The following is a 23,848-nucleotide window of genomic DNA, read 5'->3' as shown; positions in this document are numbered from 1 at the left end:
ATATAACGGACTTAACGCCGTTTGAAATATTCGTTGTTCAGCAACCCTTTCCTACCGAGAATGCGTCCAAGCCTTTGCTTCAGCCTCTTCTTCCACCGTCTGAGCATTATGACCACATCCCTTATCAGCTTAACTTCATTTTACATTATAGACGGGGGACATGCAAAGACTTTATAATGGAAGGGAATGGAGGGGAACCGCATGAAAGAGAAGCGTATATTGGAAGCTGTACTGCTTGAGTGGACGCGTCAGGACCGCAACATGATCATGCTGGAATTCAATACACATCCTGACATGGTGGTGATGAACTACATCTATGACGATCATGAAGAGGCAGATGATGTCCACCGAAAGCGTCATGACCATGATCCTGAAGTCCTGGATCACGAAACATTTACGGCACTGAAGAAGGAGTTGTATGAGCAGAACATCCCATTTAGGGAGAGGCGCGATGACTTCATCTGATTGGATGGAATTCATGTGCAATGAAAAAGCGACCGCTTTGATACGGCCGCTTTTTCAATCTACAGGCTTGGCGCCTGGCTTTGGCTCCATGGGAGCGTCCGGGTCGATGTGATCATAGAACATGATGCCGTCGAGGTGGTCCAGTTCATGCTGCAATACGACGGCAAGCATGCCTTTTGCCTTCACTTCTACAGGCTTGCCTTCGGGATCGAGGGCTGTAACTTTGACCCGCTGGAAGCGATGCACAAGGCCTGGAACGTCTTCATCGACACTCAGACAGCCCTCGCCTCCCGGTAGGTACGTCTCAGTCACCGAGTGACTTTTGATTTTAGGGTTGATCAGCATATGATCATGGAGCACTTCGCCTTCGTCACCTTCTATATAGATGGCGAGCATGCGTTTATCAAGTCCGACTTGCGGCGCAGCAAGACCGACGCCCGGCCTAAGGCCTTGTTTTCCTGCAATATCGGGATTTTGGGAGCGTACGAGATAGTCCCGCATGGCGGCCAGTTCATTTATCGTTTCTTCATCGATTGTGTCGACTTCGGCCACTTTCTTGCGCAGAAACGGATCGGGATCCCGGATGATGTCTTTCATTGTTACCAAAATAAACCCTCCTGTTTATATATGTCGCGATTTATTATACTATAATACTCAGGAGAACCGGAATTCTCAACATATTATTTTTTAATTATACACTATCCAGTCAACAATCGGAGGGAATGGAAATGAAGAAACTATTAGGTGGCGCCATGGTTATGGCGATGGTGCTTGCCGGGTGTTCGTCTGCATCTGATGAACTGCTCGATTTTTATAATGCGTTTCAAGAGACCGTCGAGGTGGAAAAGGAGATAGAGGATGTCAACGCTAAATTCGAAGAGTTGGAGAGCGAGAAGGCGGAACTACAAGGCTCGCTTGAGAACGCCACTAAAGGGGAACTTGGTGAGATAAGCGATTCGCTGGTGGAAAATACGGAAGAACGCATCAAACAGTTGGATCAGGAAGTCTCGATCATGGGGGACAGCAGAAGCCGCATGGAAGCTTCGACCCAATATGTAGAAGAGATTTCCGACGAATCGAACCGTAAGCAGGCACAGTCGCTGATCGATGCGATGGACGAGAGATATATGAGCCATGGTGAAATGATCGGCAGCTACAAGTCTGTATTGAACAGCGAGAAGGATATCTTTGCATACCTTGGCGAAGAAGAAGTGTCACAAGATGAAGTGGATGAACGCCTCAACAGCTTGAGTAAAGAGTATGAGGAAGTACAGGAGAATGCAGAAGCTTTCAGCAAACGGACTGAAAAGGTCAATGCACTGAAAAAAGAGATAGAGACCATAATTGAAGGAGAATGATGTAAGCGCTGTATTATATAACAGATAAAACTGTATTAATACAGAAATCGTTGATTTAAAGCGCTTTGTGAGCAGCTGTTACAATGCTATTCATTTTACTGTTGTAACAGGATATGGTAAGATAATAGACGATAAATGAAAAATTTGAAAGGTATGGTGAACACTTTATGGCACCAAAGAATAAAAGTTTCGATCCAGTCAAGGCGCTTGAAGAGATCGAAAATAAATTTGAAATGTTCCAGATTCTCGATCAGGACGGGAAAGTTACCAATAAAGACGCAATGCCTGATCTATCCGACGATGATCTTGTAGAACTGATGAAGCGCATGGTCTGGACACGTGTGCTCGATCAGCGTTCAGTTTCATTGAACCGCCAAGGTAGACTGGGCTTCTATGCACCTACTGCCGGGCAGGAAGCATCACAGCTCGCCAGCCAGTTCGCCCTTGAAGGAGAGGACTACATCCTTCCTGGCTATCGTGATGTGCCGCAGCTCATCTGGCATGGCCTGCCGCTTACGAAGGCGTTCCTTTTCTCAAGGGGCCACTATGAAGGCAACCAGTTCCCTGAAGGCGTCAACGCACTCAGCCCGCAGATCATCATCGGCGCACAATATGTGCAGACCGCTGGTGTGGCACTCGGCATCAAGATGCGCGGAAAAGACACAGTAGCGATCACCTATACCGGTGATGGTGGTACATCCCAAGGGGACTTCTACGAAGGCATCAACTTTGCAAGTGCGTATAAGGCGCCTGCAATTTTCGTCATCCAGAATAACCACTATGCAATTTCGACGCCAAGAGACTTGCAGACTGCGGCGAAGACGCTCGCCCAAAAAGGTGTAGCTTCAGGTGTGCCAAGCATTCAGGTGGACGGCATGGACCCGCTTGCTGTATATAAAGTGACTAAAGATGCACGTGACCGTGCTGTTGCAGGAGAAGGACCGACCGTCATCGAAACGCTCTGCTACCGTTACGGTCCGCACACAATGGCAGGGGATGACCCGACACGCTACAGGACATCTGATGAAGATTCAGATTGGGAAAAGAAAGACCCGCTCGTCCGTTTCCGCACTTTCCTTGAAGAGAAGGGCCTATGGAGCGAAGATCAGGAAAACGAAGTGATGGAACAGGCTAAAGAAGACATCAAGAAAGCAATCAAAGAAGCAGACGGTGCAGAAAAACAGACTGTCACCAAACTCATGGAGCTCACTTATGATGACATGCCGAGCAACCTGAAGGAACAGTATGAAGTCTACAAAGAAAAGGAGTCGAAATAAGCAATGGCACAGATGACAATGATCCAAGCAATCACTGACGCGATGGCCACAGAACTCAGGAACGACGAGAACGTCCTGGTCTTCGGCGAAGACGTCGGCGTAAACGGCGGGGTGTTCCGCGCTACAGAAGGCCTGCAGAAAGAATTCGGTGAAGATCGCGTATTCGATACACCACTCGCAGAAAGTGGACTCGCTTCGATGGGTCTCGGCCTTACACTGGAAGGTTTCCGCCCTGTAGTGGAAATCCAGTTCTTCGGCTTCCTTTTTGAAGCAATGGACGGTGTAGCCGGCCAAATCGCCCGCAACAGACAGCGTTCAGGCGCTTCCAAGGAAACGCCTGTCGTAATCCGTGCGCCATTTGGCGGCGGTGTCCACACGCCTGAACTTCACGCGGATTCGCTGGAAGGTCTGATGGCACAGACACCAGGCCTTAAAGTGGTCATCCCGTCAAACCCAGTAGATGCAAAAGGGCTTCTGATTGAAGCAATCCGTTCGAATGACCCTGTCATCTTCCTTGAACACATGAAACTCTACCGTTCATTCCGTGAAGATGTACCGGAAGAAGAATATACTGTCGAAATCGGCAAGGCAAGCGTCAAACAAGAGGGCGACGACATTACACTGATCGCTTACGGCGCAATGGTTCAAGAAGCCATCAAAGCAGCTGATGCACTTAAAGAAGAGGGCGTCTCTGCAGAAGTGATCGACTTGAGGACCGTCTCCCCGATAGACTATGACACATTGGTCGAATCTGTCGAGAAGACAAACCGTGCAGTGGTCATCCAGGAAGCACAGCGTCAAGCAGGTGTTGCAGCGAACGTTGCAGCAGAACTGTCCGAACGTGCCATTCTTAGTCTGGAAGCACCAATCATGCGCGTCACAGCGCCTGATACGGTCTATCCATTCACACAAGCGGAAGGTGTATGGCTGCCTACCAAAGATGACATCATCGAACGTGCGAAACAGGTTATGGACTTTTAAACAGAAAGTATAAAGGAGGAAATACTGTGGCTTTTGAATTTAAACTGCCGGATATCGGTGAAGGTATCCACGAAGGTGAAATCGTCAAGTGGTTCATCAATGAAGGCGATGAAATCAAAGAAGATGATGTTCTAGCAGAAGTGCAGAATGATAAAGCAGTTGTTGAAATCCCGTCTCCAGTAGACGGGACGGTCAAACAACTCCATGTCGAAGAAGGAACCGTTACAACTGTTGGTGAAACGATTGTGACCATCGATGATGGTTCTGAAGACTCTGGCGGAGAAGAACCTGCTGAAAAAGAAGAAAAGCAAGAAGAGAAGCAAGAAGAAAAAGAAACGGAAGATTCCAAGAAAGAAGCACAGACTTCTGACGAAGGCGAAGATTCCGGTAAGGAAGACGAGTCAGAAAAAGGCGGCTCTTCCGACAAACGCATCATCGCTATGCCAAGTGTACGTAAATTTGCACGGGATAACGATGTTGACATCACAGAAGTATCGGGCACCGGCAAAAACGGCCGTGTAGTGAAGGCAGATGTGGAAGCATTCATGAATGGCGACCAGAGTTCTGCTGAGGCGACTCAAGAAACTGCCGATACCACTGATGAACAGCCAACATCCAAAGATGCCAAGCCAGCATCTTCTGAAGGCGAGTTCCCGGAAACACGCGAAAAGATGAGCGGCATGAGAAAAGCGATCGCAAAAGCGATGGTCAACTCCAAACAGACTTCCCCACATGTTACACATCTCGACGAAGTAGAAGTAAAAGCACTGTGGGACCACAGGAAGAAATTCAAATCAATCGCAGAAGAACAAGGCATCAAATTGACTTTCTTGCCGTATGTGGTAAAAGCGCTTGTGTCAATGCTCAAGAAATATCCTGAATTCAATGCATCAATCGATTCAGAAACATTTGAAGTCATACAGAAACATTATTATAATGTAGGCATTGCTGCCGATACAGAGCGTGGACTTGTTGTACCTGTAGTGAAACATGCAGACAAGAAATCCATGTTCGAAATATCCGACGAGATTAACCAGCTTGCCGGCAAAGCACGTGACGGCAAACTCTCAGGCGATGAAATGAGGGGCGGATCAATGACCATCTCAAACCTCGGTTCTGCAGGTGGACAATGGTTCACACCAGTCATCAACCAGCCTGAAGTGGCAATCCTCGGTATCGGGCGCATAGAAGAGAAGGCAATCGTCAGAGATGGGGAGATAGTGGCGGCCCCTATGCTTGCACTGTCACTCAGCTATGACCACAGACAGATTGACGGCATGACGGCACAGAACGCCCTGAACCATGTTAAGCGTCTGCTTAACAATCCAGAATTACTATTAATGGAGGGATAATTACACATGGTAGTTGGAGATTTTCCTATTGAAACTGATACTATTGTAGTCGGCGCAGGCCCAGGAGGCTACGTTGCAGCAATCCGCGCAGCACAGCTTGGACAGAAAGTGACAATCGTAGAAAAAGGTGACATCGGTGGCGTCTGCCTGAATGTCGGCTGTATCCCGTCCAAAGCAATGATTTCATCTTCCCACCGTTTCCAACAGGCACAAAGCTCTGAAGACATGGGTGTCATCACTGAAGGCGTAAAACTCGATTTCTCCAAAGTGCAGTCATTCAAAGACAGCGTAGTCAAAAAGCTTACTGGCGGTGTCGAAAGCCTGCTTAAAGGAAACAAAGTCGAGATCGTCAAAGGCGAAGCTTACTTCGTCGATGGCAATACGATGAAAGTCATGGACGAGAAGCAGTCACAGACTTATGAATTCAAAAATGCAATCGTGGCAACTGGCTCCCGTCCAATAGAAATCCCAGGTTTCAAATTCGGTAAACGTATCCTGGATTCCAGCGGTGCGCTTGCGTTGGAAGAGAAACCTGAGAAGATGGTCGTCATCGGAGGCGGCTACATCGGAACTGAGCTTGGCACTGCCTATGCGAATTTCGGTACAGAAGTGACGATTCTTGAAGGTGCCAAAGATATTCTTGGCGGGTTCGAAAAACAGATGACGCAAGTCGTCAAGAAGAACCTCAAGAAAAAAGGTGTAACCATCGAGATGGAAGCAATGGCCAAAGAAGCTGAAGAAACAGATGATGGCGTCAAAGTCACTTATGAAGTTAAAGGCGAGACTAAAGAAATCGAAGCAGACTATGTCCTTGTAACAGTAGGACGTCGTCCGAACACAGATGAGCTCGGTCTGGAAGAAGCCGGCATCAAAATGTCCGATAAAGGCCTCATCGAAGTCGATAAACAGTCCCGCACTTCAGTCGACAGCATCTTCGCCATAGGTGATATCGTGCCTGGACTTCCACTTGCCCACAAAGCAAGCTATGAAGGTAAAGTCGCTGCTGAAGCAATTGCAGGAGAAAAATCCGAAGTTGATTATCTCAGCATGCCAGCAGTCTGCTTCTCAGAACCTGAGTTGGCTACAGTCGGCTATAACGAAGCAGACGCTAAAGAAGCTGGATTTGAAGTGAAGACAGGTAAATTCCCATTCGCAGCAAATGGTCGTGCGCTTGGATTGAATGAGACTGATGGTTTCGTTAAACTTGTTTCACGTAAAGAAGACGGCTTGCTACTCGGCGCTCAAGTTGCAGGATCAGGAGCTTCTGATATAATTGCGGAACTTGGCCTTGCAGTCGAGACAGGAATGACAGCTGAGGATATCGCACTCACTATCCACGCCCACCCGACACTTGGAGAAATTCCAATGGAAGCAGCGGACGTGGTACTGGGTAGACCAATCCACACTATGTAACAGTATATTTTAAGGGCGTCCATAACGGGCGCCTTTTTTTATCTCTACCGAAAAGGAGACCTTTACTATGGAAAATTACAGTTATCCGCTTGATGAAGATTGGACCACAGATGAGATCATCAATGCCGTTCTCTTTTTTGAAGCTGTAGAAAAGGCGTATGATACCGGTGTGCCTAAAGAAGAATTGGAAATGAAGTATGATGCATTTAAATTAATTGTACCGGGGAAATCACAGGAAAAAACCAAATTTCGTGAATTCAAATCAAACAGCGGTCTTGAAGCCTATTCAGCAGTCAAAAAGCTTAAGGATGCAGAACCAGGCAGTCTAATCAAAATATAAATCATATGAAAGATGGGCCTTGCTTCCCAGTAGCCACACCTATAGGTTTGGCTGCACACTTACATAAAAGACGTAGGGAGCAGTAAATATAAATTTTGTCTGGTTAAAAAAGCGATGTGTGGGTAATATGAATTATGAAGACATAAATAACCCAGGAGGCTCTTATGGCTAAAAAAAATTATACCCAAACGGTAAAACCGGTCAGCCGGATCCCTGAAAAGATATTTGGATGGCTGGCTTGGATTGCATTGCTGGCGATTACAGTCCTACTTCTTTTCTTTGCGCTCGTCACAATGAATGATGCTCAGTTTACACAGAACATGACACAGCAACTTGAAACCCAATTCCAGGACCTTGCAGAGCAGGGACAGGATATCGGGGCTGCACCTGGAGATCTTGCTGATATGGTAGTCGGGTGGTTGAACAATGTATGGATGATTGCATTATATCTGATGATCCCACTCATTTTGGGATTGTTTGGACTTTTGACTATGCGCAGAAGAATTTTGGCAGGTTTCCTACTTCTGGTAGCGGCCATCTTCACTGCACCGCTCATTGCACCTGTAGTGACCGGCATCATACCATTATTCTTCATCATTGCGGCCATACTGCTCTTTGTCAGAAAGGATAGGGTCATTCGAAATGATGATGTCCAGCCTATTGATGAAGATCGTCGATATGATAGGGACCATGCCCGTAAATTTGAAGACGATAGAGTGACTGAAAACAGAGCGCCAAGCAGGGAAGCACGCCGTGGAGATGAATTATCAGCAGATCAGTCGTTCGACTACAATAGGCCTACGGCCCATCGTCAAGATGACGCTCCTCTTGATAGGGATGAAGTCAACGAGGATAAAGGCAATAGGGCGCCACGGAACCACCGTGACGATGACATTGAGTCGACACGCACCTTCAGCCTCGATGAATATGATGACGAAAACAGAACATCTTCCCGTGATACTATGAGGCGTTCAGATGAAACACCAGAAGACGACCGGTTTGTAGATCGCAATATCGACTCCAGTGAGCCCGTCACTCCGGTATCAGAAGAAGAGTATACAAGGCGCGGTGGCACTGCAGGTTCCGGTGGATCTGATGACCGCGCGGACGATATGCAATCGAACGATGCATCACAGCGCCGTACCGGCGACGATTACAGCTATGATGCAACGAAGGAACGCCGTGATAATGTAAACAGACGCAACAACGATTCACTATAGGTTTAGGAGACGCTCTCGCCAGAGCGTCTTTTTTTATGGAAAATTTAAATAAGCAGTGTAGATATTAAAGAAAGCGTTTTATTTTAAAGATTCTAAAAATTAAGTCAAAAAGCCTGTCCGGTTCATGTTTTATCTGTTAAGATAGCTTCTATAGTTTCAAGCATAATTGAATGGAAGGAAGGGAATTGGATTAAGAGAATCGTAAGAGTGAGTCAATTTGTAGGTAATACGTTCGGCATCTGGGTGATCCTATTTGCAGTTTTGGCCTTTATAATGCCTGGCGGCTTTACATGGATAACACCATACATAAAATTGCTGCTTGGGATCATCATGTTCGGTATGGGCATGACATTAAGCCTCTCAGATTTCAAAAGAGTATTGAAGGCACCTGGGAAAATTTTCATAATCGTATTGGCACAATACACTATAATGCCCCTTTTAGCTTTGGGGTTGGCTGTCTTGTTCCGTCTGCCTCCTGAAATTGCAGTCGGCGTCATCCTAGTGGGATGCACACCGGGAGGGACATCTTCAAATGTCATGACTTTTCTGGCAAAAGGCAATACAGCATTATCCGTAACTGCAACTGCGGTTTCGACGGTCCTTGCACCGATTCTGACGCCGGCGCTTACACTGCTGCTTGCAAGCGCATGGCTTCCGGTTTCTTTCATGGAACTTTTCATCTCGATCGTCCAGATCGTCCTGGTACCCATTGCCTTGGGGCTTGCGGTGAGGGTGATGTTGGGCGGACGCGTTGAGAGTTATATACCGGTCCTGCCGCTGGTGTCTGTAATCGGCATCGTTGGAGTGGTTGCAGCTGTTGTTGCGAATAATACAGAAGCCATTGTGCAGTCTGGCCTGTTGATATTCGGTGTGGTCATGTTGCACAATGTGCTCGGTTATATCATCGGTTTCGGATTGGCTAAAGCACTGCGTTTTGACCTCGCCGACCAGAAGGCGGCCTCAATCGAAGTGGGGATGCAGAATTCAGGTCTTGCGGCGGCGCTTGCAGCAGCACACTTCTCACTGCTTTCCGCCGTCCCGGCTGCACTCTTCAGTGTATGGCACAATATTTCCGGTTCTGTAGTTGCAACATGGATGAGTAAGTTTAACGAAAAAGATGAACAGACGACCCCAGCCGAAAATAAAACAGTACGAGCATGATCAGTAAAAATCTAAAAGGTGGTAATTGGATGTCAACAGAAGGAAAAAACAAAAAAGATCTACGCATCAAAAGCAATGTCTATACAGAAAGCGATGTCAAAGCACCCAACCGTGCGATGTTGAGAGCCGTCGGCTTCACTGATGAAAGTTTTACAAAACCTCAGATAGGCATCGCGAGCACATGGGCGGAGGTGACGCCATGCAATATTCATCTGAATGATCTGGCGGTGGAAGCCAAATCGGGAGCTGGAGCAGCCGGGGGAGTACCGCTCCAGTTCAATACAATTACAGTTTCAGATGGCATTTCAATGGGAACCCAAGGTATGCGGTATTCGCTCCCTTCACGTGACTTGATCGCTGATTCCATAGAAACCGTAGTCGGTGCTGAAAATCTAGATGCACTCGTTGCCATCGGGGCATGTGACAAAAACATTCCAGGTTGTGCGATTGCCATAGCTAATGCTGATGTACCCGCCATTTTTGTGTACGGCGGAACCATCGCTCCCGGTCAGCACCGCGGCAAGGATATCGATCTCGTCAGTGTCTTTGAAGGGGTGGGTAAGTTGAATGCTGGAGATATTGATGAGGCGGAGCTCAATCAAATCGAATGCAATGCGTGTCCAGGAGCGGGAGCATGCGGAGGGATGTATACTGCGAACACCATGGCGGCCGCAATGGAGGCACTCGGATTAAGTCTCCCGGGAAGCGCATCCAATCCTGCGGAATCGGAAGATAAGTATAAAGATGTAAAAGCTGCAGGGGAAGCCGTCTATAATCTCTTGGAAGCAGGCATCTATCCAAAAGATATCATGACAAAAGAAGCATTCGAGAATGCCATCACTGTTGTAATGGCGCTTGGAGGTTCCACGAATGCAACGATGCATCTGCTTGCCATCGCACATGCAGCAGAAGTCGATCTGACCATCGATGATTTCAACAGAATACAGGAAAAAGTACCGCACCTGGCAGATCTGAAGCCGAGTGGACGTTATGTCATGCAGGACCTTTATAAAGCTGGTGGCGTGCAAGGTGTGATGAAGATGCTGCATGAAGCAGGCTATCTAAACGGAGAATGCATGACAGTCACAGGGAAGACGATAGCTGAGAATCTGGCGCAGGTGGAAGGACTGAAAGCGGGACAGGATGTCATCATGCCGCTTGATGCACCGAAGCGTGCCGACGGACCTCTGATTGTCCTGAAGGGTAATTTGTCGCCATCGGGTGCCGTTGCGAAAGTATCCGGCGTCAAAGTGGCGCGTCACGAAGGACCAGCCCGTGTATTCAACAATGAAAAAGACGCCTCGGATGCTGTCCTGAACAATAAAATCAATGAAGGTGATGTGCTGGTCATCCGCTACGTAGGACCTAAAGGCGGACCGGGGATGCCTGAAATGTTATCCATTTCAAGTCTGCTTGTCGGTAAAGGACTCGGGGAGAAGGTCGCTTTATTGACGGATGGTAGATTTTCAGGCGGCACCCATGGGCTGGTCGTCGGCCATATCGCACCTGAAGCGCAGAGCGGTGGGCCGATCGCCCTGCTGCATGAAGGTGATCTGGTGACGATCGATTCTACCAAGAAAGAAATTTCCTGTGCGGTGTCAGAAGAGGAGATGTCAGAAAGGCGAAAAGGCTTTTCAGCGCCGCCCCTTTACAGAAAAGGTGTGCTCGGAAAATATGCACACAATGTGACATGTGCTTCGAAAGGAGCAGTGACAGACTATTTGAGCAGATGATGTGGAAGGTGCGCCTGAAAGATGGCGCATCTTTTTTTATGGCTGCATTATTGAAAAAAGATAAAAAATATTATGAAATCGTTAAACATGGGCACGGCAACATTGTAAACGGTTACATTATCAGAATAATTAGATATTTTAAAAAATAATTGAAAAAAGGTGTTGATTTATTTTATTGGGCGTTATAAGATTACGTTCAATATCACATATCAGAAAAGTTTGAATAATAAAAAAGCATTGATGGGAACGTAGTTTAAGCAGCTCGATGGACAGAGACCTGGTGGTGGCTGAGAACCGGGATCGACGCTTTATTCTATCTCAACCTTGAGCGCCGGACTGAAAGGTCGACGATTAGGCCCGGCCGGGTGAAGACCACCCGTTACCAAAACGGACTTTTAGATGAAGTCCATAAGGTGCCTTCTGTAAAGGAGGCGTAAAACTGGGTGGTACCGTGAAATGACTCTTTTCACCCCATGACAGGTCGCAGTTTCGACTGGCGGCCCATCGTGGGGAAAAAGGGTCATTTTTTATATTTTATGGCATCGGACCAACCATTAGGATTTAGGGGGAGGCAAATGATGATGAAAACACAGAGTGGAACATATACTCGAGAAACTGAACAGAAGCTGATGACCGGGGCTGATCTATTCATTCAAAGTTTGGTTGAAGCGGATGTTGAAACTGTATTTGGCTATCCGGGTGGTGCAGTGCTGCCGATCTATGATGCACTGCACAAGGCGCGGGATTCCTTCCAACATATCTTATGCAGACATGAACAGGGACTCATCCATGCTGCTGAAGGATATGCAAGGGTGACGGGGAAACCGGGAGTCGTCATTGCCACTTCCGGACCGGGGGCTACAAACCTGATTACCGGTATTACGGACGCGATGATGGATTCTTTGCCAGTAGTTGTTTTTACAGGACAAGTCTCCACTGCAGTCATCGGTTCTGACGCATTCCAGGAAGCGGATGTCATCGGACTGACTACTCCGATAACGAAACATAACTATCAGGTCAATGATATCAGGGACCTGCCGCGCATCGTCAAAGAAGCATTCCATATCGCAACGACAGGGCGTAAAGGCCCCGTCGTGGTCGATATACCAAAAAATATTGCACAGGAGATTACCCAGGAAGAATATGATACGGCATTCAAACTCTCCGGCTACCAACCTACCACGAAACCGAACCCGCTCCAGATCAAGCGTCTGGCAGAACAGATTGAAACAGCTGAGAAACCTCTTCTGCTGGCTGGAGCCGGCATTCATGCTGCAGATGCCGCGGATGAACTTAAAACTTTTGCCGAACGGCACCACCTGCCGGTAGCGAACACGCTGCTTGGCCTCGGCAGCTTCCCGGGGTCGCATGAACTATCGCTCGGCATGGCGGGCATGCACGGGTCATATTGCGCGAACATGGCAATCTACGAATGCGATCTGCTCATCAACATCGGAGCCCGCTTCGACGATCGTCTGACAGGTTCGCTACAGCATTTCGCCCCGCATGCCACCATCGCCCATATCGATATCGATCCTGCTGAAATCGGCAAGAACATTGAAACTAAAATACCGGTCGTCTCGGATGCCAAAGAAGCCCTGCTTGCACTTTTGGCCACGGAAACAAAAACGAAGGACCGGACGACGTGGCTCATTGAAACTTTGACCAATAAGAAAGAAAATCCTTTCTGGTTCGAACGTTCAGACGATCTGATTTCACCGCAGTGGCTGATCGAGTCGATCTATGAGAAGACAGGCGGCGAGGCGGTCATCACGACGGATGTCGGCCAGCATCAGATGTGGGCTGCCCAGTTCTATCAATTTGATCAGCCGCATAAATGGGTGACCTCAGGCGGCCTTGGCACGATGGGCTTCGGGTTGCCAGCAGCAATCGGTGCCCAGCTCGGCAAGCCCAAAGAGACGGTGATCGCCATCGTAGGGGACGGCGGTTTCCAGATGACCATGCAGGAGATGGCAGTACTGAAGCAATATAATCTTCCAATCAAAGTCGTCATCGTCAACAATGAAGCACTTGGCATGGTCAGGCAGTGGCAGGAGACCTTCTATGAAGAACGCTATTCCTCCTCCCTGATGACCGACAACCCCGACTTCATCAAACTGGCTGAAGGCTTCGGCGTAAAAGGCCTCAGAGTCGCCCGGGAAATTGAGGTGGCCAATGTCATGGAAGAGATGCTCGCCTATGACGGGCCAGTGCTCGTCGATGCCAGAGTGCAGAAGTTGGATAAGGTGTTTCCGATGGTCGCACCCGGCAAGGGCAATCATGAAATGGTGGGGGTGAGGAGATGCAGAGGATAATTACAGCCACCGTACAGAATACAAGCGGTGTCCTGAACAGGATTACAGGCATGCTGTCAAAAAGAGGATTCAATATAGAGAGCATTACGGTGGGCACTACCGAATCTCCAGGCATCTCGAAAATGACATTTGTCGTGGCGGTGCCCGATGAGAAGAAGGTTGAACAGCTGACTAAACAACTGAATAAGCAGATAGATGTCTTGAAGGTAAACGACATCACAGAGAAAGCAATCGTCCAAAGGGAGCTGGCCCTGATCAAAGTCGGAAACTCCAGTGCAGCACGTGCAGAGATCCAAAGCGTAATCGAGCCGTTCCGTGCCAGGGTACTGGATGTATCGAGGGACAGTCTGATCATCGAGGTGACTGGCAAACCCGATAAGATTGCAGCACTCGTGGATCTGCTACACCCTTACGGCATCAAAGAGATGACGCGGACAGGGGTCACCGCTTTCCCAAGGGGCAAGCAACCGGGGCAGGTACAGGAATTCAGCCTAAGCATCTGAACGAGGGATTAACGAACCATAACAATAAACACACATATGAGAGGGAGATCAATTATGACAAAAGTATTCTATGACAAAGATATCAATAAGGCGGCACTCGAGGGAATGAAGATCACAATCGTCGGTTACGGTTCGCAGGGTCACGCCCATGCACAGAACTTGCGGGATAGCGGATATGAGGTGACCATCGGCTTGAGGCCCGGTAAATCGGAGGATAAAGCGATGGAAGATAGCTTCGCGGTGAAATCCGTAGCAGAAGCTGTCAGTGAGGCCGATGTCACCATGGTGCTGCTTCCGGACGAGAATCAGCCCAAGGTCTATGAAGAAAGCATAAAAGAATATATGAAGCCGGGCAGCGCCCTTGCGTTCGCACACGGTTTCAATATCCATTTCAATCAGGTGGTTCCGCGCGAAGATGTGGATGTGTTCCTTGTCGCACCGAAGGGACCGGGTCATCTGGTGAGGCGCACCTACGAAGAGTCAGCAGGGGTCCCTGCACTATACGGTGTTTTCCAGAATGTTTCAGGTGAAGCGGGAGATCTGGCCATGGCCTATGCGGCAGGAATCGGGGCTGCACGGGCAGGTGTACTTGAAACCTCCTTCCAGGAAGAGACGGAAACGGACCTGTTCGGTGAACAGGCAGTGCTCTGCGGCGGCCTGACGAGCCTTGTAAAAGCAGGATTCGAAACATTGACGGATGCAGGATACCAGCCGGAAGTCGCATACTTCGAGTGCCTGCACGAAATGAAGCTCATCGTAGATCTCATGTATGAAGGCGGTATGGAAAACATGAGGCATTCGATCTCAGATACTGCGCAATGGGGGGATTTCGTATCAGGACCACGCGTAATCAATGATGAAACGAAATCGCGCATGAAGGATATCCTGGAAGAGATCCAAAATGGAAAATTCGCCCAAGGCTGGATCCTCGAAAACCAGGCGGGCAGACCAAGGTATAATGCCATCAATAATAATGAATACAATCATCCGATAACCAAAGTCGGCCAGGATCTGAGAGATTTGATGCCATTCGTTAAACAGCCTGCAGCCGATGGGAAGAAAGGCGGGAAGGTGCATGCCACGAATTAAAGTATTTGATACGACGCTTAGGGATGGCGAGCAGTCCCCAGGGGTCAATTTGAATAAGATGGAGAAGCTGGAGATAGCGAAGCAGTTGGAACGTTTGGGCGTCGATGTCATGGAGGCTGGCTTCCCAGCTGCATCAGAAGGCGATTTCCAGGCAGTGAAATTGATAGCGGACACCATCAAGGATGTTTCGGTCACGGCCCTTGCCCGGACAAGGAAAGCAGATATCGACCGCGCGTATGAAGCGTTGAAGAATACAGCGCATCCAAGGATACACGTGTTCCTCGCAACTTCTCCGATCCATATGCAATACAAGTTGAAGATGACGCCGGAACAAGTCGCAAGCCAATCTGTCGATATGGTCACTTATGCGAAAGAAAGATTCGAGGAAGTGGAATGGTCGGCAGAAGATGCCACCCGCTCCGACTGGGCATTTCTGGCCGAAGTCATCGAGCAAGTCATAGATGCCGGTGCAACAGTCATCAACCTCCCCGACACTGTAGGATTCACGATGCCGGATGAATATGGCCGCATGTTCAAATATATGAAGGAGAATGTACCGAACATCGACCGTGCAGATCTATCCTGCCACTGCCACAATGATCTCGGCATGGCGGCGGCGAATACCATGGCCGCTATAGAAAATGGGGCGACGCAGATAGAAGGCACGATTAACGGCATCGGGGAGCGCGCAGGGAATGTCGCTTTGGAGGAAGTTGCTGTTGCACTCAAAATCAGAAGCGACCATTACGGCTACGACACTGGACTGAAACTAGATGAAATTAAACGATCGAGCGATCTTGTGGCAAAATTGACTGGCATGTATGTCCAGGCGAATAAGGCAATCATCGGACGGAACGCATATGCACATGAATCGGGCATCCATCAGGACGGTGTGCTCAAAAACAGTGAGACATACGAGATAATCACTCCGGAGCTTGTTGGAGTCTCCTCGAACACATTGTTTATGGGCAAGCATTCTGGCCGTCATGCATTTAAGGATAAGGTGGGCGAATTCGGTATTGAAATGTCGGAAGAGGCCCTGACAGCAGCATTCAAGAGCTTCAAGGCCCTGACGGACCACAAAAAAGAAGTGACTGATGATGATATCTATACATTGATCATGGAAGTCAAGACCGATCAGTCGGAAATGAGCAGATACACTCTTGAGACCTTCCAGGTGAACTACGGGACCCGTAATATTACAACAGCTACGGTCTCCCTCCGTACCCCGGATGGTGAAAGTGTGCAGACTGCCGCTACCGGCAACGGCAGCATAGAAGCACTGTACAGCACAATCTCCGAGCTGATCGATCACGATATGAAGCTTCTGGATTATCAGATCAATTCTGTCGGCGGAGGCAAGGACGCTTTGGCTGAATCGCACGTCCAGCTCATGGTCGAAGGCCAGACGGTAAATGGGCGCGGGACAGCCCAGGATGTCATCGAGGCATCAGCAAATGCCTACATCAACGCAGTCAACCGTTATATCCTGAATGTCCAGGCAAATAAAGCGCAAGTCATGAACATCTGACAGTTAATCTACAGGATAGGGGCGATATTATGAAGAAACAAGTGATCCTATTGCCGGGCGACGGTGTAGGACCGGAAATCATGGCAGGTGCCAAAGCAGTACTTGATGCCGTTGCGATGGAATTCAACCATGAATTCACCTACCACGAACATGCCATAGGCGGTGATGCTATCGACCGCTTTGATACTCCGTTGCCTGAAGATACTATAAAAGCATGCCAAACAGCTGATGCTGTACTCCTTGGCGCTGTAGGCGGCCCGAAATGGAGCGGACGACCTGCCAGTGGAAGTCCTGAGAGTGGTTTGCTCGGCATCCGTAAGGCACTTGGTCTTTTTGCCAACCTCAGACCAGTGCAGAGCTTCACACCGCTTATGCATGCATCTCCGCTGAAGACTGAACTGGTGGCCGGCTGCGACATCATGATCGTACGCGAACTGACGTCCGGACTTTATTTCGGACGGCCGAGTGGCCGCAGTGCAGATGGCAGTGAAGTCGTGGATACATTGCACTATACCCGAGAAGAGATTGAACGCATTGTGGTAAGGGGATTTGAAGCAGCCAGGAAAAGAAAAGGCAGGCTGACATCCGTCGATAAGGCGAATGTTTTGGAATCGAGTCGCATGTGGCGTGAAATAGTCGAGGAAAAAGCACGGGATTATCCCGATGTGACGGTGGAACATCAACTGGTCGATGCGGCAGCGATGAAATTGATTACAAATCCCAGACATTTCGATGTCATTGTAACAGAGAACATGTTTGGAGATATTTTAAGCGATGAAGCATCAGTGTTGACCGGCTCGATAGGCATGCTGCCTTCAGCAAGCCTCAGGGCAGATGGACTGGGGCTTTATGAACCGGTCCATGGTTCGGCACCGGATATCGCCGGCGAAGGGATTGCAAATCCCCTCGGAATGATTCTTTCTGCCGCAATGATGCTCAAATACTCATTCGGAATGGAAGAGGAAGCAGAGGCAGTCGAAAAAGCAGTCATCGATTGTCTGGAGGCAGGTAATCATACGCACGATCTTGATGTGAAGAATGGAAATGTATTCGGTACGGATATGATGGTCAGGAAAGTGGTAGAAAACTTGTCGTCCAGAAGCATCACAGACGCCATATGCAGTTCTTATATGTAATGAAAAGGTGTGTCGGTCATGGAAAAAGGAAAAACGGTAATTGAGAAAGTTTGGGAATCACATGTTGTGCATCAGCAGGAAGATAAGCCGGATCTTATCTATATCGATCAGCATCTCATTCATGAAGTGACATCCCCCCAGGCGTTTGAAGGGCTCAGGCTCAACAACCGGAAGGTGCGGCGGCCGGATTTGACTTATGCAACCATGGACCATAACGTCCCCACCCAGAATAGGACGGTAATGACGGATGAAGTTGCCAAGGTACAGATGGAGACGCTGCAGCACAATTGCGAGGAGTTCGGCATCACTCTGGCAGATATGGACCATCCGGACCAGGGCATCGTCCATGTCATAGGGCCACAGCTCGGCTTGACCCAACCAGGACGCACAATCGTTTGTGGAGACAGCCATACATCGACCCATGGCGCATTCGGAGCACTCGCCTTCGGTATCGGCACAAGTGAAGTCGAACATGTCCTTGCCACCCAGACGCTGATGCAGGAACGGCCAAAAACCATGAATGTGAAAGTGGATGGTGAGCTGGCTAAAGGGGTCACTGCAAAAGACCTGATACTTGCGATCATCTCGAAATTCGGTGTCAAATTTGGTACAGGGCATGTCATAGAATATACAGGTGAAGCCATCCGCGGGCTTTCGATGGAGGGCAGGATGACGGTATGCAATATGTCAATCGAGGGCGGCGCCCGCGCCGGATTGATCAGCCCGGATGAGAAGACGGTCGAATTCTTGAGGGGGCGCCGTCATGTGCCGCAAGGAGAGGCGTTTGAAGAAAAAGCCGCCGAGTGGCTGGCGTTTGCGACGGATGCTGACGCCCAGTACGATGTCACCCTTGAGATTAATGCACAAGAAGTGGAGCCGCAGGTTTCATGGGGGACCAACCCTGGCATGACCGTACCGATCAGCGGAAGCACTCCATTGCTTGACGAAGTGGAGAACCGGGATGAAGTCAAAAGAGCGCTCCAGTATATGGGACTCCGGGAGGGACAGCCGGTCACAGCCATTGAAGTCGATCATGTGTTCATCGGTTCTTGTACCAATTCGAGGCTGTCCGACCTTGAAAGTGCAGCAGATATCATCAAGGGGCATAAAGTAAAAGACGGTGTACGTGCCATTGTCGTCCCCGGTTCATTCAAAGTGAAATTGCAGGCAGAGGAGCTCGGCCTTGACGAAGTCTTTAAGCAGGCAGGGTTCGAATGGCGTGAATCCGGCTGCAGCATGTGTCTGGCGATGAATGATGATATTGTCCCAGCCGGTGGCCGGTGTGCCTCTACATCAAACCGCAACTTTGAAGGACGGCAGGGCAACGGGGCAAGAACACACCTTGTCAGTCCCGAAATGGCGGCAGTCGCTGCAATTGAAGGTACATTTACGGATGTCAGGAAATTTCAGGAGAAAGTACTGAGTCAGGAGGGATCGTTTGGAAGCAGTTCGTAGACATCATGGCAAAGTATTTCCGCTTGATCGTGACAATGTCGATACTGACCAGATCATTCCAAAACAATTCTTGAAGCGGGTGGAACGTACGGGCTTCGGCCAATTCGTCTTCCACAATTGGCGGTTCGGGAACGATGATGGAGAAAGTTTTGGACTCGATGGTGAAGATTACAAGGATGCTTCGATTCTTGTAGCCGGAGAAAATTTCGGGTGTGGATCTTCGAGGGAACATGCACCCTGGGCACTGAAGGACTATGGTTTCAAAGCCATCATTGCACCAAGTTTTGCAGATATATTCTACAGTAACGCCTTGAAGAATGGCATCATCCTCATTACAGCAGATCGGGGTCAAATCAGGGAGTGGATGCGTTGCGCTGAAGGCGGAGGGCTCCATCTTGATATAGACCTGGAACAGCAGATTGTTACATGGGAAGCGGGCCGGATGGAGTTTGACCTGCCTCCGCACCACCGGGAAAGACTTTTGAATGGCTGGGATGATATTGCACTGACGCTGCTCCTTGAAGAGAAAATAGAAGCATACGAGACGAGGCATAAAGGATAAATATGACAAGAACAATAGAGGAGTGTGATTACATGGGGATTTCCTAACCGGCGGATTGGTTCACGATGCATGGAGACACCTGAGCCCTACCGTCCACCAGACACCACTGCGGACATCAGCCACTACGAATCAGCAGACCGGTAAAAATATATATTTCAAGATGGAGAACGAACAGAAGACAGGAGCCTTCAAATTCAGGGGGGCAAGCTATAAATTGATGCGCCTGTCTCCGGAGGAACTGTCAGCAGGCGTCATCACTGCTTCGGCCGGGAATCATGCGCAAGGATTGGCATTGGCGGCTTATAAGCTTGGAATCGAAGCGACCATATACATGTCAGAGTGTACACCGAAAGCGAAAATACAGGCGACGAAAGGGTACGGTGCCTCCGTTGTGCTTACGGGCGAGAGTTTCCAGGAAGCTTATGAAGCATCGCTTGAACACCAGAAAAAAAGTGGGGCGACATATGTGCATCCCTTTGATGATTACGACATAATGGCCGGACAAGGAACAATCGCCTTGGAAATGCTGAGGCAGGAGAATAGGATCGACACGCTGATCGTACCGATCGGCGGGGGTGGACTGATCAGCGGCATAGCAGTGGCAGCCAAATCCGTGAAGCCAGGAATCAGAGTGATAGGCGTCCAGGCTGAAGCAGCTGCAGCCACCCACGTTGCCTATCATCAGGGCATAGTGGACAAACTTTCGAATGTCTCTACGATCGCAGAAGGCATAGCAGTCAAACAGCCTGGTGAAAAGACGCTGCCTCTTATAAACCGCTATGTGGACGACATCATCACTGTGAGTGAGACGGAGATCGCTGCAGCCATAGTGGCCATGCTTCAACGCAGCAAGACACTGGTAGAGGGCTCGGGGGCTGCGGCACTTGCCGGACTGCTGTCCCATAATGATAGAATCGACTCTGAGCACTGTGGATTGGTAGTCAGTGGAGGGAATGTGGATATCGCTGACATCGCCCGTATACAGTCTTTGGCAGATCAGCTGAAAGTGCAGGTGACCTAATCTTCCTCCTATTGGAAAAGCCTCGATACATGCCGTGTATCGAGGCTTTTCCAATGCTCCATTTGAATCAATAGAGCTTTAACAGTTCAGTCATGACCGTCTCCAGCTCTTTTAGGAATATATCATCGGTTTCCAAAACGGGGTTCGAAGGCAGATACATTTTCCCGATCAGGAACTCACCCTTCTTCACATCCTTCAGGCGGGTGAGCGCAGATTCAAAGTCATCATAACTCATATCTTTGATGGCTGTCTTTTCGGGTTTCATATGATCCAGAGAGATTACGTAATTATTTGGCATGCTGCGCATCTCCTCGATCATATCCAGCCATTTGTCAGCAACCTGCTGTTTTTCAGGAGACTCATATATGACCCCGTACATGCAGAATGCATGATCTCCAAAAAGGCCGATCTGGAAATGGGGCATCATTTTATAGCCTCTTGGATTGGTGCTGAAGCTGACCCATGTATCGTCTGGGGGATTCACTTTCCGACGTGCGTGCTTGGCAACATGGGCGAAATGCTCATCTCCGGTCAAAGTGGTGAGATATTCACTGAAATATTCACCGAGGTTCTCAAGTTTAGGTCGTATGGTCTCTTTCAGGGCATCCATCCGCGGCTCCAGACCGTCGATGTCGAAAACCCGGAAGTCCTCCTTTGTAAAATGGTACTTAGGCATTTGGCTTCTCCTTTCAGATCATTATCTATATGATAGAATAAGTGGTAATGTCAATCAATCATTTGGGGTGGATGCAATGGAAATATATGAATTCGGACAGCGTATCATCAGGGAAGCGGGGGACTTCATCAAACTCCGTATGAAGGAGGATTTCAAGGTTGATGCCAAGCTTAATCCTCATGACCTGGTGACGGATGTCGATAAGGAAACAGAAACATATATATATGAACGGATACTTGAACGCTACCCGGACCACCGCATCATTGGTGAGGAAGGACACGGCACAGATATTGAAGATATGTCGGGTGTGCTGTGGATCGTTGATCCGATAGACGGTACCTTGAATTTTGTGCACCAGCTCCAGAACTTCGCTGTCTCCATCGGCGTCTATGTAGACGGAGAACCTTACTGTGGGTTGATTTTGGATGTCATGGGAGGCGTGCTGTACCATGCAAGGGTCGGTAGTGGTGCTTTCAAGGATGATATCCGCCTTGATGAAATGCGGGACACGACGCTTGACCGGTCGCTCATCGGCATGAATGCCAATTGGGTCATCAAAGATCAGATAGGACCTGCATTTAAGAAAATAGTGGAGCAAACAAGAAGTACACGATCATACGGTTCTGCTGCCCTTGAAATGGCATATGTCGCGACCGGCATCCTCAGCGCCTCTGTGTTCTTCAGACTGCACCCTTGGGATTATTCAGCAGGTATGATCATCATCGATGAAGCTGGCGGCAGGACAACCAACCTGCTTGGTGAAGAGATCGATATATTGAAGAAGGATAGCATCCTGACTGGCAATAAAGCGATCCACAAGGAACTTACAGATTACTTTACAAGTGATGCGGCATTTATAGCCGGCCACAGGCGTGTACACGGGGAGAAGCGATAGATGCGGGTATGTCCCTCCAATTTTATAAAGTGCTGTCGGATGATCTTCTGAAGCGTATATTCCGACAGCTCGAGCTTGAGATGGTCTATGATATCACGGCGTTTGTAGTGTGTATCAGGGCTGATCATGTGGAGGCGGCTGAAGTATTCAGCTGTTATCGCATGTATACCAACAACTTTGCCACATGCATCACATCGTCCGAAATTGCCGCCTATCGTCTGCCAATCAAAACTGTGGCAGAACGGACATTTGATGCCCCTTTTGAAGTTGAAGTGGACCATTCTGACCGTCACCCGGGCGCCTGTAATCAGTGCGAGGCCGGGTGACGGTTCTTTTTTCTGATCACAGCGGAATGTTCGATGGTCTTCAAATAATGGGGGAGATCACTTAATTTCAAAAACAGTTCAGAACGGGCCGGTTCAATTTTGAAGCTTGGATCCATCATCACATATTTGAGGATGATCGGACGCTGATAGCGCCCTTCATCTATGAGTTGCCCGCGGAACATTTCGAATATCGCGCGGCTGCGGTTGAGGTCGATTACAGCTTCATGTCCAGCAGTACATAGTATATTGAACTGATTAATGTAGTGTGGGCCACTAAGATCATGCAGCACGAAAAGATAATAGCAGTAGTCGGTGGCAATCAGGACATTGACGATTTCGAACGCGTTGCCGATGTGCATTTCGGCATGCCAGTGGATGGACATATTCTGTGTGTTAATGTTCATAAGATGGCGTTCGAATTCACTCTCAAGGTGTTCCATCTTCTGCATGGAATGATATTCTGCCGTTTCATCATCTGAAAAAGGCACCCTGTTGTACAAAAACTCATAAACTTTCAAGCGATCGTGTTTTTCCCTCATGGCACAACTCCTTAATGGTGGTGCCGTCATTATCTGTGAGTTCAAACGATGGGTCAAAATACAGAAAAAGAGGCAATCCATACAAAAAAGGACAAACGGGGAAGAAGTTCCAGTAAATCCCCATTTGTCCTTGGACAAGTTATGCAAAATATCAATTTCAGCAGCCTACAGCCAGCCGTTTTCACGATATTTCTTCTTCAGTGTAAAACCGATGCCGAATATCACGATGAACAGTACGACGGACAATATGGCCATGAGTGGCATCGCTTCGGCGACGAAGGCGGAGAAGGCAAGCATCATCAGGACAGCCAGCACAGCCAGCACCATGAATATGGCTTTTGATTTTTTTTGTTCCATTTTGACGGTCCTTTCGAAGTGTATTTGATGAATATTATAGCATAAGACAACATTTTATTACACCCAATGCTTGTCAAGGAGTGGAAAAGGACACCGATGTCGTGTTATAATAAATAAGTTATGAAATGAAAGCACCAAAACGA

At 48.6% G+C, this 23,848-nt stretch carries 24 protein-coding genes; 20 read left to right on the top strand and 4 right to left on the bottom strand.

Annotated features, from left to right (window positions below; genetic code table 11):
• Positions 1 to 201 precede the first annotated feature (201 nt).
• Entirely contained in the window at positions 202 to 465 is a 264-nt protein-coding gene (locus tag ABD734_RS02640; RefSeq protein WP_344701132.1) for a hypothetical protein, read from the top strand.
• Between the two features lie 54 nt (positions 466 to 519).
• Here ABD734_RS02640 and def read toward each other — a convergent pair whose 3' ends face one another.
• Positions 520 to 1,071: a peptide deformylase gene (gene def, locus ABD734_RS02635; protein ID WP_344701130.1), complete on the bottom strand. Its 552-nt coding sequence runs from the start codon at positions 1,069 to 1,071 to the stop codon at positions 520 to 522.
• A 122-nt stretch (positions 1,072 to 1,193) separates the two neighbouring features.
• On the opposite strand from def, the gene ABD734_RS02630 reads away from it, so the two are divergent.
• The 17 genes from ABD734_RS02630 to ABD734_RS02550 all read left to right on the top strand — a co-directional run bounded on the left by ABD734_RS02630 (position 1,194) and on the right by ABD734_RS02550 (position 20,912).
• On the top strand, positions 1,194 to 1,823 hold the full coding sequence (locus tag ABD734_RS02630; RefSeq protein ID WP_344701128.1) for a YkyA family protein: 630 nt from the start codon (positions 1,194 to 1,196) through the stop codon (positions 1,821 to 1,823).
• 167 nt (positions 1,824 to 1,990) lie between these two features.
• Positions 1,991 to 3,100, top strand: coding sequence for a pyruvate dehydrogenase (acetyl-transferring) E1 component subunit alpha (pdhA, locus tag ABD734_RS02625; RefSeq protein ID WP_344701126.1), 1,110 nt, complete (start codon positions 1,991 to 1,993; stop codon positions 3,098 to 3,100).
• Between the two features lie 3 nt (positions 3,101 to 3,103).
• Positions 3,104 to 4,081 (top strand): alpha-ketoacid dehydrogenase subunit beta, encoded by a 978-nt coding sequence (locus tag ABD734_RS02620; protein ID WP_344701124.1) that lies wholly within the window; start codon positions 3,104 to 3,106, stop codon positions 4,079 to 4,081.
• A 26-nt stretch (positions 4,082 to 4,107) separates the two neighbouring features.
• Positions 4,108 to 5,433 carry a dihydrolipoamide acetyltransferase family protein gene (locus ABD734_RS02615; RefSeq protein WP_344701122.1) on the top strand — a complete coding sequence of 442 codons (1,326 nt, stop codon included), beginning with the start codon at positions 4,108 to 4,110 and terminating at the stop codon, positions 5,431 to 5,433.
• Positions 5,434 to 5,439: 6 nt separating this feature from the next.
• Entirely contained in the window at positions 5,440 to 6,846 is a 1,407-nt protein-coding gene (gene lpdA / locus ABD734_RS02610) for a dihydrolipoyl dehydrogenase (RefSeq protein WP_344701120.1), read from the top strand.
• A 67-nt stretch (positions 6,847 to 6,913) separates the two neighbouring features.
• A complete protein-coding gene (locus tag ABD734_RS02605) occupies positions 6,914 to 7,186 on the top strand; it encodes a UPF0223 family protein (RefSeq protein WP_344701118.1) in 273 nt (90 codons plus the stop codon).
• A 164-nt stretch (positions 7,187 to 7,350) separates the two neighbouring features.
• Positions 7,351 to 8,406 (top strand): DUF4064 domain-containing protein, encoded by a 1,056-nt coding sequence (locus ABD734_RS02600; RefSeq protein WP_344701116.1) that lies wholly within the window; start codon positions 7,351 to 7,353, stop codon positions 8,404 to 8,406.
• Between the two features lie 189 nt (positions 8,407 to 8,595).
• Positions 8,596 to 9,567, top strand: coding sequence for a bile acid:sodium symporter family protein (locus ABD734_RS02595; RefSeq protein WP_344701497.1), 972 nt, complete (start codon positions 8,596 to 8,598; stop codon positions 9,565 to 9,567).
• Between the two features lie 29 nt (positions 9,568 to 9,596).
• Positions 9,597 to 11,300, top strand: a complete 1,704-nt coding sequence (gene ilvD, locus ABD734_RS02590; protein WP_344701114.1) for a dihydroxy-acid dehydratase — start codon at positions 9,597 to 9,599, stop codon at positions 11,298 to 11,300.
• Between the two features lie 581 nt (positions 11,301 to 11,881).
• On the top strand, positions 11,882 to 13,615 hold the full coding sequence (gene ilvB / locus ABD734_RS02585; RefSeq protein WP_344701495.1) for a biosynthetic-type acetolactate synthase large subunit: 1,734 nt from the start codon (positions 11,882 to 11,884) through the stop codon (positions 13,613 to 13,615).
• Positions 13,603 to 14,118, top strand: a complete 516-nt coding sequence (gene ilvN / locus ABD734_RS02580; protein ID WP_344701112.1) for an acetolactate synthase small subunit — start codon at positions 13,603 to 13,605, stop codon at positions 14,116 to 14,118. The genes ilvB and ilvN overlap by 13 nt, the downstream gene beginning before the upstream one ends.
• A gap of 54 nt (positions 14,119 to 14,172) precedes the next feature.
• Complete coding sequence (gene ilvC / locus ABD734_RS02575) at positions 14,173 to 15,207, top strand: ketol-acid reductoisomerase (RefSeq protein WP_344701110.1); 1,035 nt, start codon at positions 14,173 to 14,175, stop codon at positions 15,205 to 15,207.
• Entirely contained in the window at positions 15,194 to 16,738 is a 1,545-nt protein-coding gene (locus ABD734_RS02570; RefSeq protein WP_344701108.1) for a 2-isopropylmalate synthase, read from the top strand. Before ilvC ends, ABD734_RS02570 begins: the two co-directional genes overlap by 14 nt.
• A gap of 29 nt (positions 16,739 to 16,767) precedes the next feature.
• Complete coding sequence (gene leuB, locus ABD734_RS02565) at positions 16,768 to 17,874, top strand: 3-isopropylmalate dehydrogenase (RefSeq protein ID WP_344701107.1); 1,107 nt, start codon at positions 16,768 to 16,770, stop codon at positions 17,872 to 17,874.
• 18 nt (positions 17,875 to 17,892) lie between these two features.
• Positions 17,893 to 19,329 carry a 3-isopropylmalate dehydratase large subunit gene (leuC, locus tag ABD734_RS02560; protein WP_344701105.1) on the top strand — a complete coding sequence of 479 codons (1,437 nt, stop codon included), beginning with the start codon at positions 17,893 to 17,895 and terminating at the stop codon, positions 19,327 to 19,329.
• Entirely contained in the window at positions 19,313 to 19,891 is a 579-nt protein-coding gene (leuD, locus tag ABD734_RS02555; RefSeq protein ID WP_344701103.1) for a 3-isopropylmalate dehydratase small subunit, read from the top strand. The genes leuC and leuD overlap by 17 nt, the downstream gene beginning before the upstream one ends.
• 55 nt (positions 19,892 to 19,946) lie before the next feature.
• On the top strand, positions 19,947 to 20,912 hold the full coding sequence (locus ABD734_RS02550; protein WP_344701101.1) for a threonine/serine dehydratase family protein: 966 nt from the start codon (positions 19,947 to 19,949) through the stop codon (positions 20,910 to 20,912).
• A 67-nt stretch (positions 20,913 to 20,979) separates the two neighbouring features.
• Here the strand turns inward: ABD734_RS02550 and ABD734_RS02545 are convergent, their stop codons facing one another.
• Positions 20,980 to 21,588, bottom strand: a complete 609-nt coding sequence (locus tag ABD734_RS02545) for a YktB family protein (protein WP_344701099.1) — start codon at positions 21,586 to 21,588, stop codon at positions 20,980 to 20,982.
• A gap of 76 nt (positions 21,589 to 21,664) precedes the next feature.
• Between ABD734_RS02545 and ABD734_RS02540 the strand changes: the two genes are divergently transcribed.
• The gene (locus tag ABD734_RS02540; protein WP_344701097.1) at positions 21,665 to 22,483 is read left to right on the top strand and encodes an inositol monophosphatase family protein; all 819 of its coding nucleotides are present in this window, start codon (positions 21,665 to 21,667) and stop codon (positions 22,481 to 22,483) included.
• A gap of 8 nt (positions 22,484 to 22,491) precedes the next feature.
• Positions 22,492 to 22,809, top strand: coding sequence for a hypothetical protein (locus ABD734_RS02535; protein ID WP_344701096.1), 318 nt, complete (start codon positions 22,492 to 22,494; stop codon positions 22,807 to 22,809).
• Here the strand turns inward: ABD734_RS02535 and ABD734_RS02530 are convergent.
• Together ABD734_RS02530 and ABD734_RS02525 are read right to left on the bottom strand one after the other, a co-directional pair.
• Positions 22,791 to 23,348: a hypothetical protein gene (locus tag ABD734_RS02530; protein WP_344701094.1), complete on the bottom strand. Its 558-nt coding sequence runs from the start codon at positions 23,346 to 23,348 to the stop codon at positions 22,791 to 22,793. The two genes, ABD734_RS02535 and ABD734_RS02530, sit on opposite strands and share 19 nt — an antisense overlap.
• A gap of 165 nt (positions 23,349 to 23,513) precedes the next feature.
• Positions 23,514 to 23,705, bottom strand: a complete 192-nt coding sequence (locus tag ABD734_RS02525) for a DUF5325 family protein (RefSeq protein ID WP_344701092.1) — start codon at positions 23,703 to 23,705, stop codon at positions 23,514 to 23,516.
• Between the last annotated feature and the right edge of the window lie 143 nt (positions 23,706 to 23,848).

The sequence above is a fragment of the Salinicoccus jeotgali genome, assembly GCF_039538805.1.
In the GTDB taxonomy this organism is placed as follows: Bacteria; Bacillota; Bacilli; order Staphylococcales; family Salinicoccaceae; genus Salinicoccus; species Salinicoccus jeotgali.
Note: the sequence above shows the minus strand (reverse complement) of the source record. Positions and strands in the feature narration are given on the sequence as shown.

Bases quoted from the DNA above. Each gene is read 5' to 3' on its own strand.
- ABD734_RS02525 (WP_344701092.1), bottom strand. From the start codon at position 23,705: ATGGAACAAAAAAAATCAAAAGCCATATTCATGGTGCTGGCTGTGCTG.
- ABD734_RS02545 (WP_344701099.1), bottom strand. From the start codon at position 21,588: ATGCCTAAGTACCATTTTACAAAGGAGGACTTCCGGGTTTTCGACATC.
- ilvD (WP_344701114.1), top strand. From the start codon at position 9,597: ATGTCAACAGAAGGAAAAAACAAAAAAGATCTACGCATCAAAAGCAAT.
- ilvB (WP_344701495.1), top strand. From the start codon at position 11,882: ATGAAAACACAGAGTGGAACATATACTCGAGAAACTGAACAGAAGCTG.
- leuC (WP_344701105.1), top strand. From the start codon at position 17,893: ATGGAAAAAGGAAAAACGGTAATTGAGAAAGTTTGGGAATCACATGTT.
- lpdA (WP_344701120.1), top strand. From the start codon at position 5,440: ATGGTAGTTGGAGATTTTCCTATTGAAACTGATACTATTGTAGTCGGC.
- ABD734_RS02600 (WP_344701116.1), top strand. From the start codon at position 7,351: ATGGCTAAAAAAAATTATACCCAAACGGTAAAACCGGTCAGCCGGATC.
- ABD734_RS02620 (WP_344701124.1), top strand. From the start codon at position 3,104: ATGGCACAGATGACAATGATCCAAGCAATCACTGACGCGATGGCCACA.
- ABD734_RS02640 (WP_344701132.1), top strand. From the start codon at position 202: ATGAAAGAGAAGCGTATATTGGAAGCTGTACTGCTTGAGTGGACGCGT.
- ABD734_RS02630 (WP_344701128.1), top strand. From the start codon at position 1,194: ATGAAGAAACTATTAGGTGGCGCCATGGTTATGGCGATGGTGCTTGCC.
- ABD734_RS02570 (WP_344701108.1), top strand. From the start codon at position 15,194: ATGCCACGAATTAAAGTATTTGATACGACGCTTAGGGATGGCGAGCAG.
- ilvC (WP_344701110.1), top strand. From the start codon at position 14,173: ATGACAAAAGTATTCTATGACAAAGATATCAATAAGGCGGCACTCGAG.
- ilvN (WP_344701112.1), top strand. From the start codon at position 13,603: ATGCAGAGGATAATTACAGCCACCGTACAGAATACAAGCGGTGTCCTG.
- ABD734_RS02540 (WP_344701097.1), top strand. From the start codon at position 21,665: ATGGAAATATATGAATTCGGACAGCGTATCATCAGGGAAGCGGGGGAC.
- ABD734_RS02530 (WP_344701094.1), bottom strand. From the start codon at position 23,348: ATGAGGGAAAAACACGATCGCTTGAAAGTTTATGAGTTTTTGTACAAC.
- ABD734_RS02605 (WP_344701118.1), top strand. From the start codon at position 6,914: ATGGAAAATTACAGTTATCCGCTTGATGAAGATTGGACCACAGATGAG.
- ABD734_RS02535 (WP_344701096.1), top strand. From the start codon at position 22,492: ATGTCCCTCCAATTTTATAAAGTGCTGTCGGATGATCTTCTGAAGCGT.
- pdhA (WP_344701126.1), top strand. From the start codon at position 1,991: ATGGCACCAAAGAATAAAAGTTTCGATCCAGTCAAGGCGCTTGAAGAG.
- leuB (WP_344701107.1), top strand. From the start codon at position 16,768: ATGAAGAAACAAGTGATCCTATTGCCGGGCGACGGTGTAGGACCGGAA.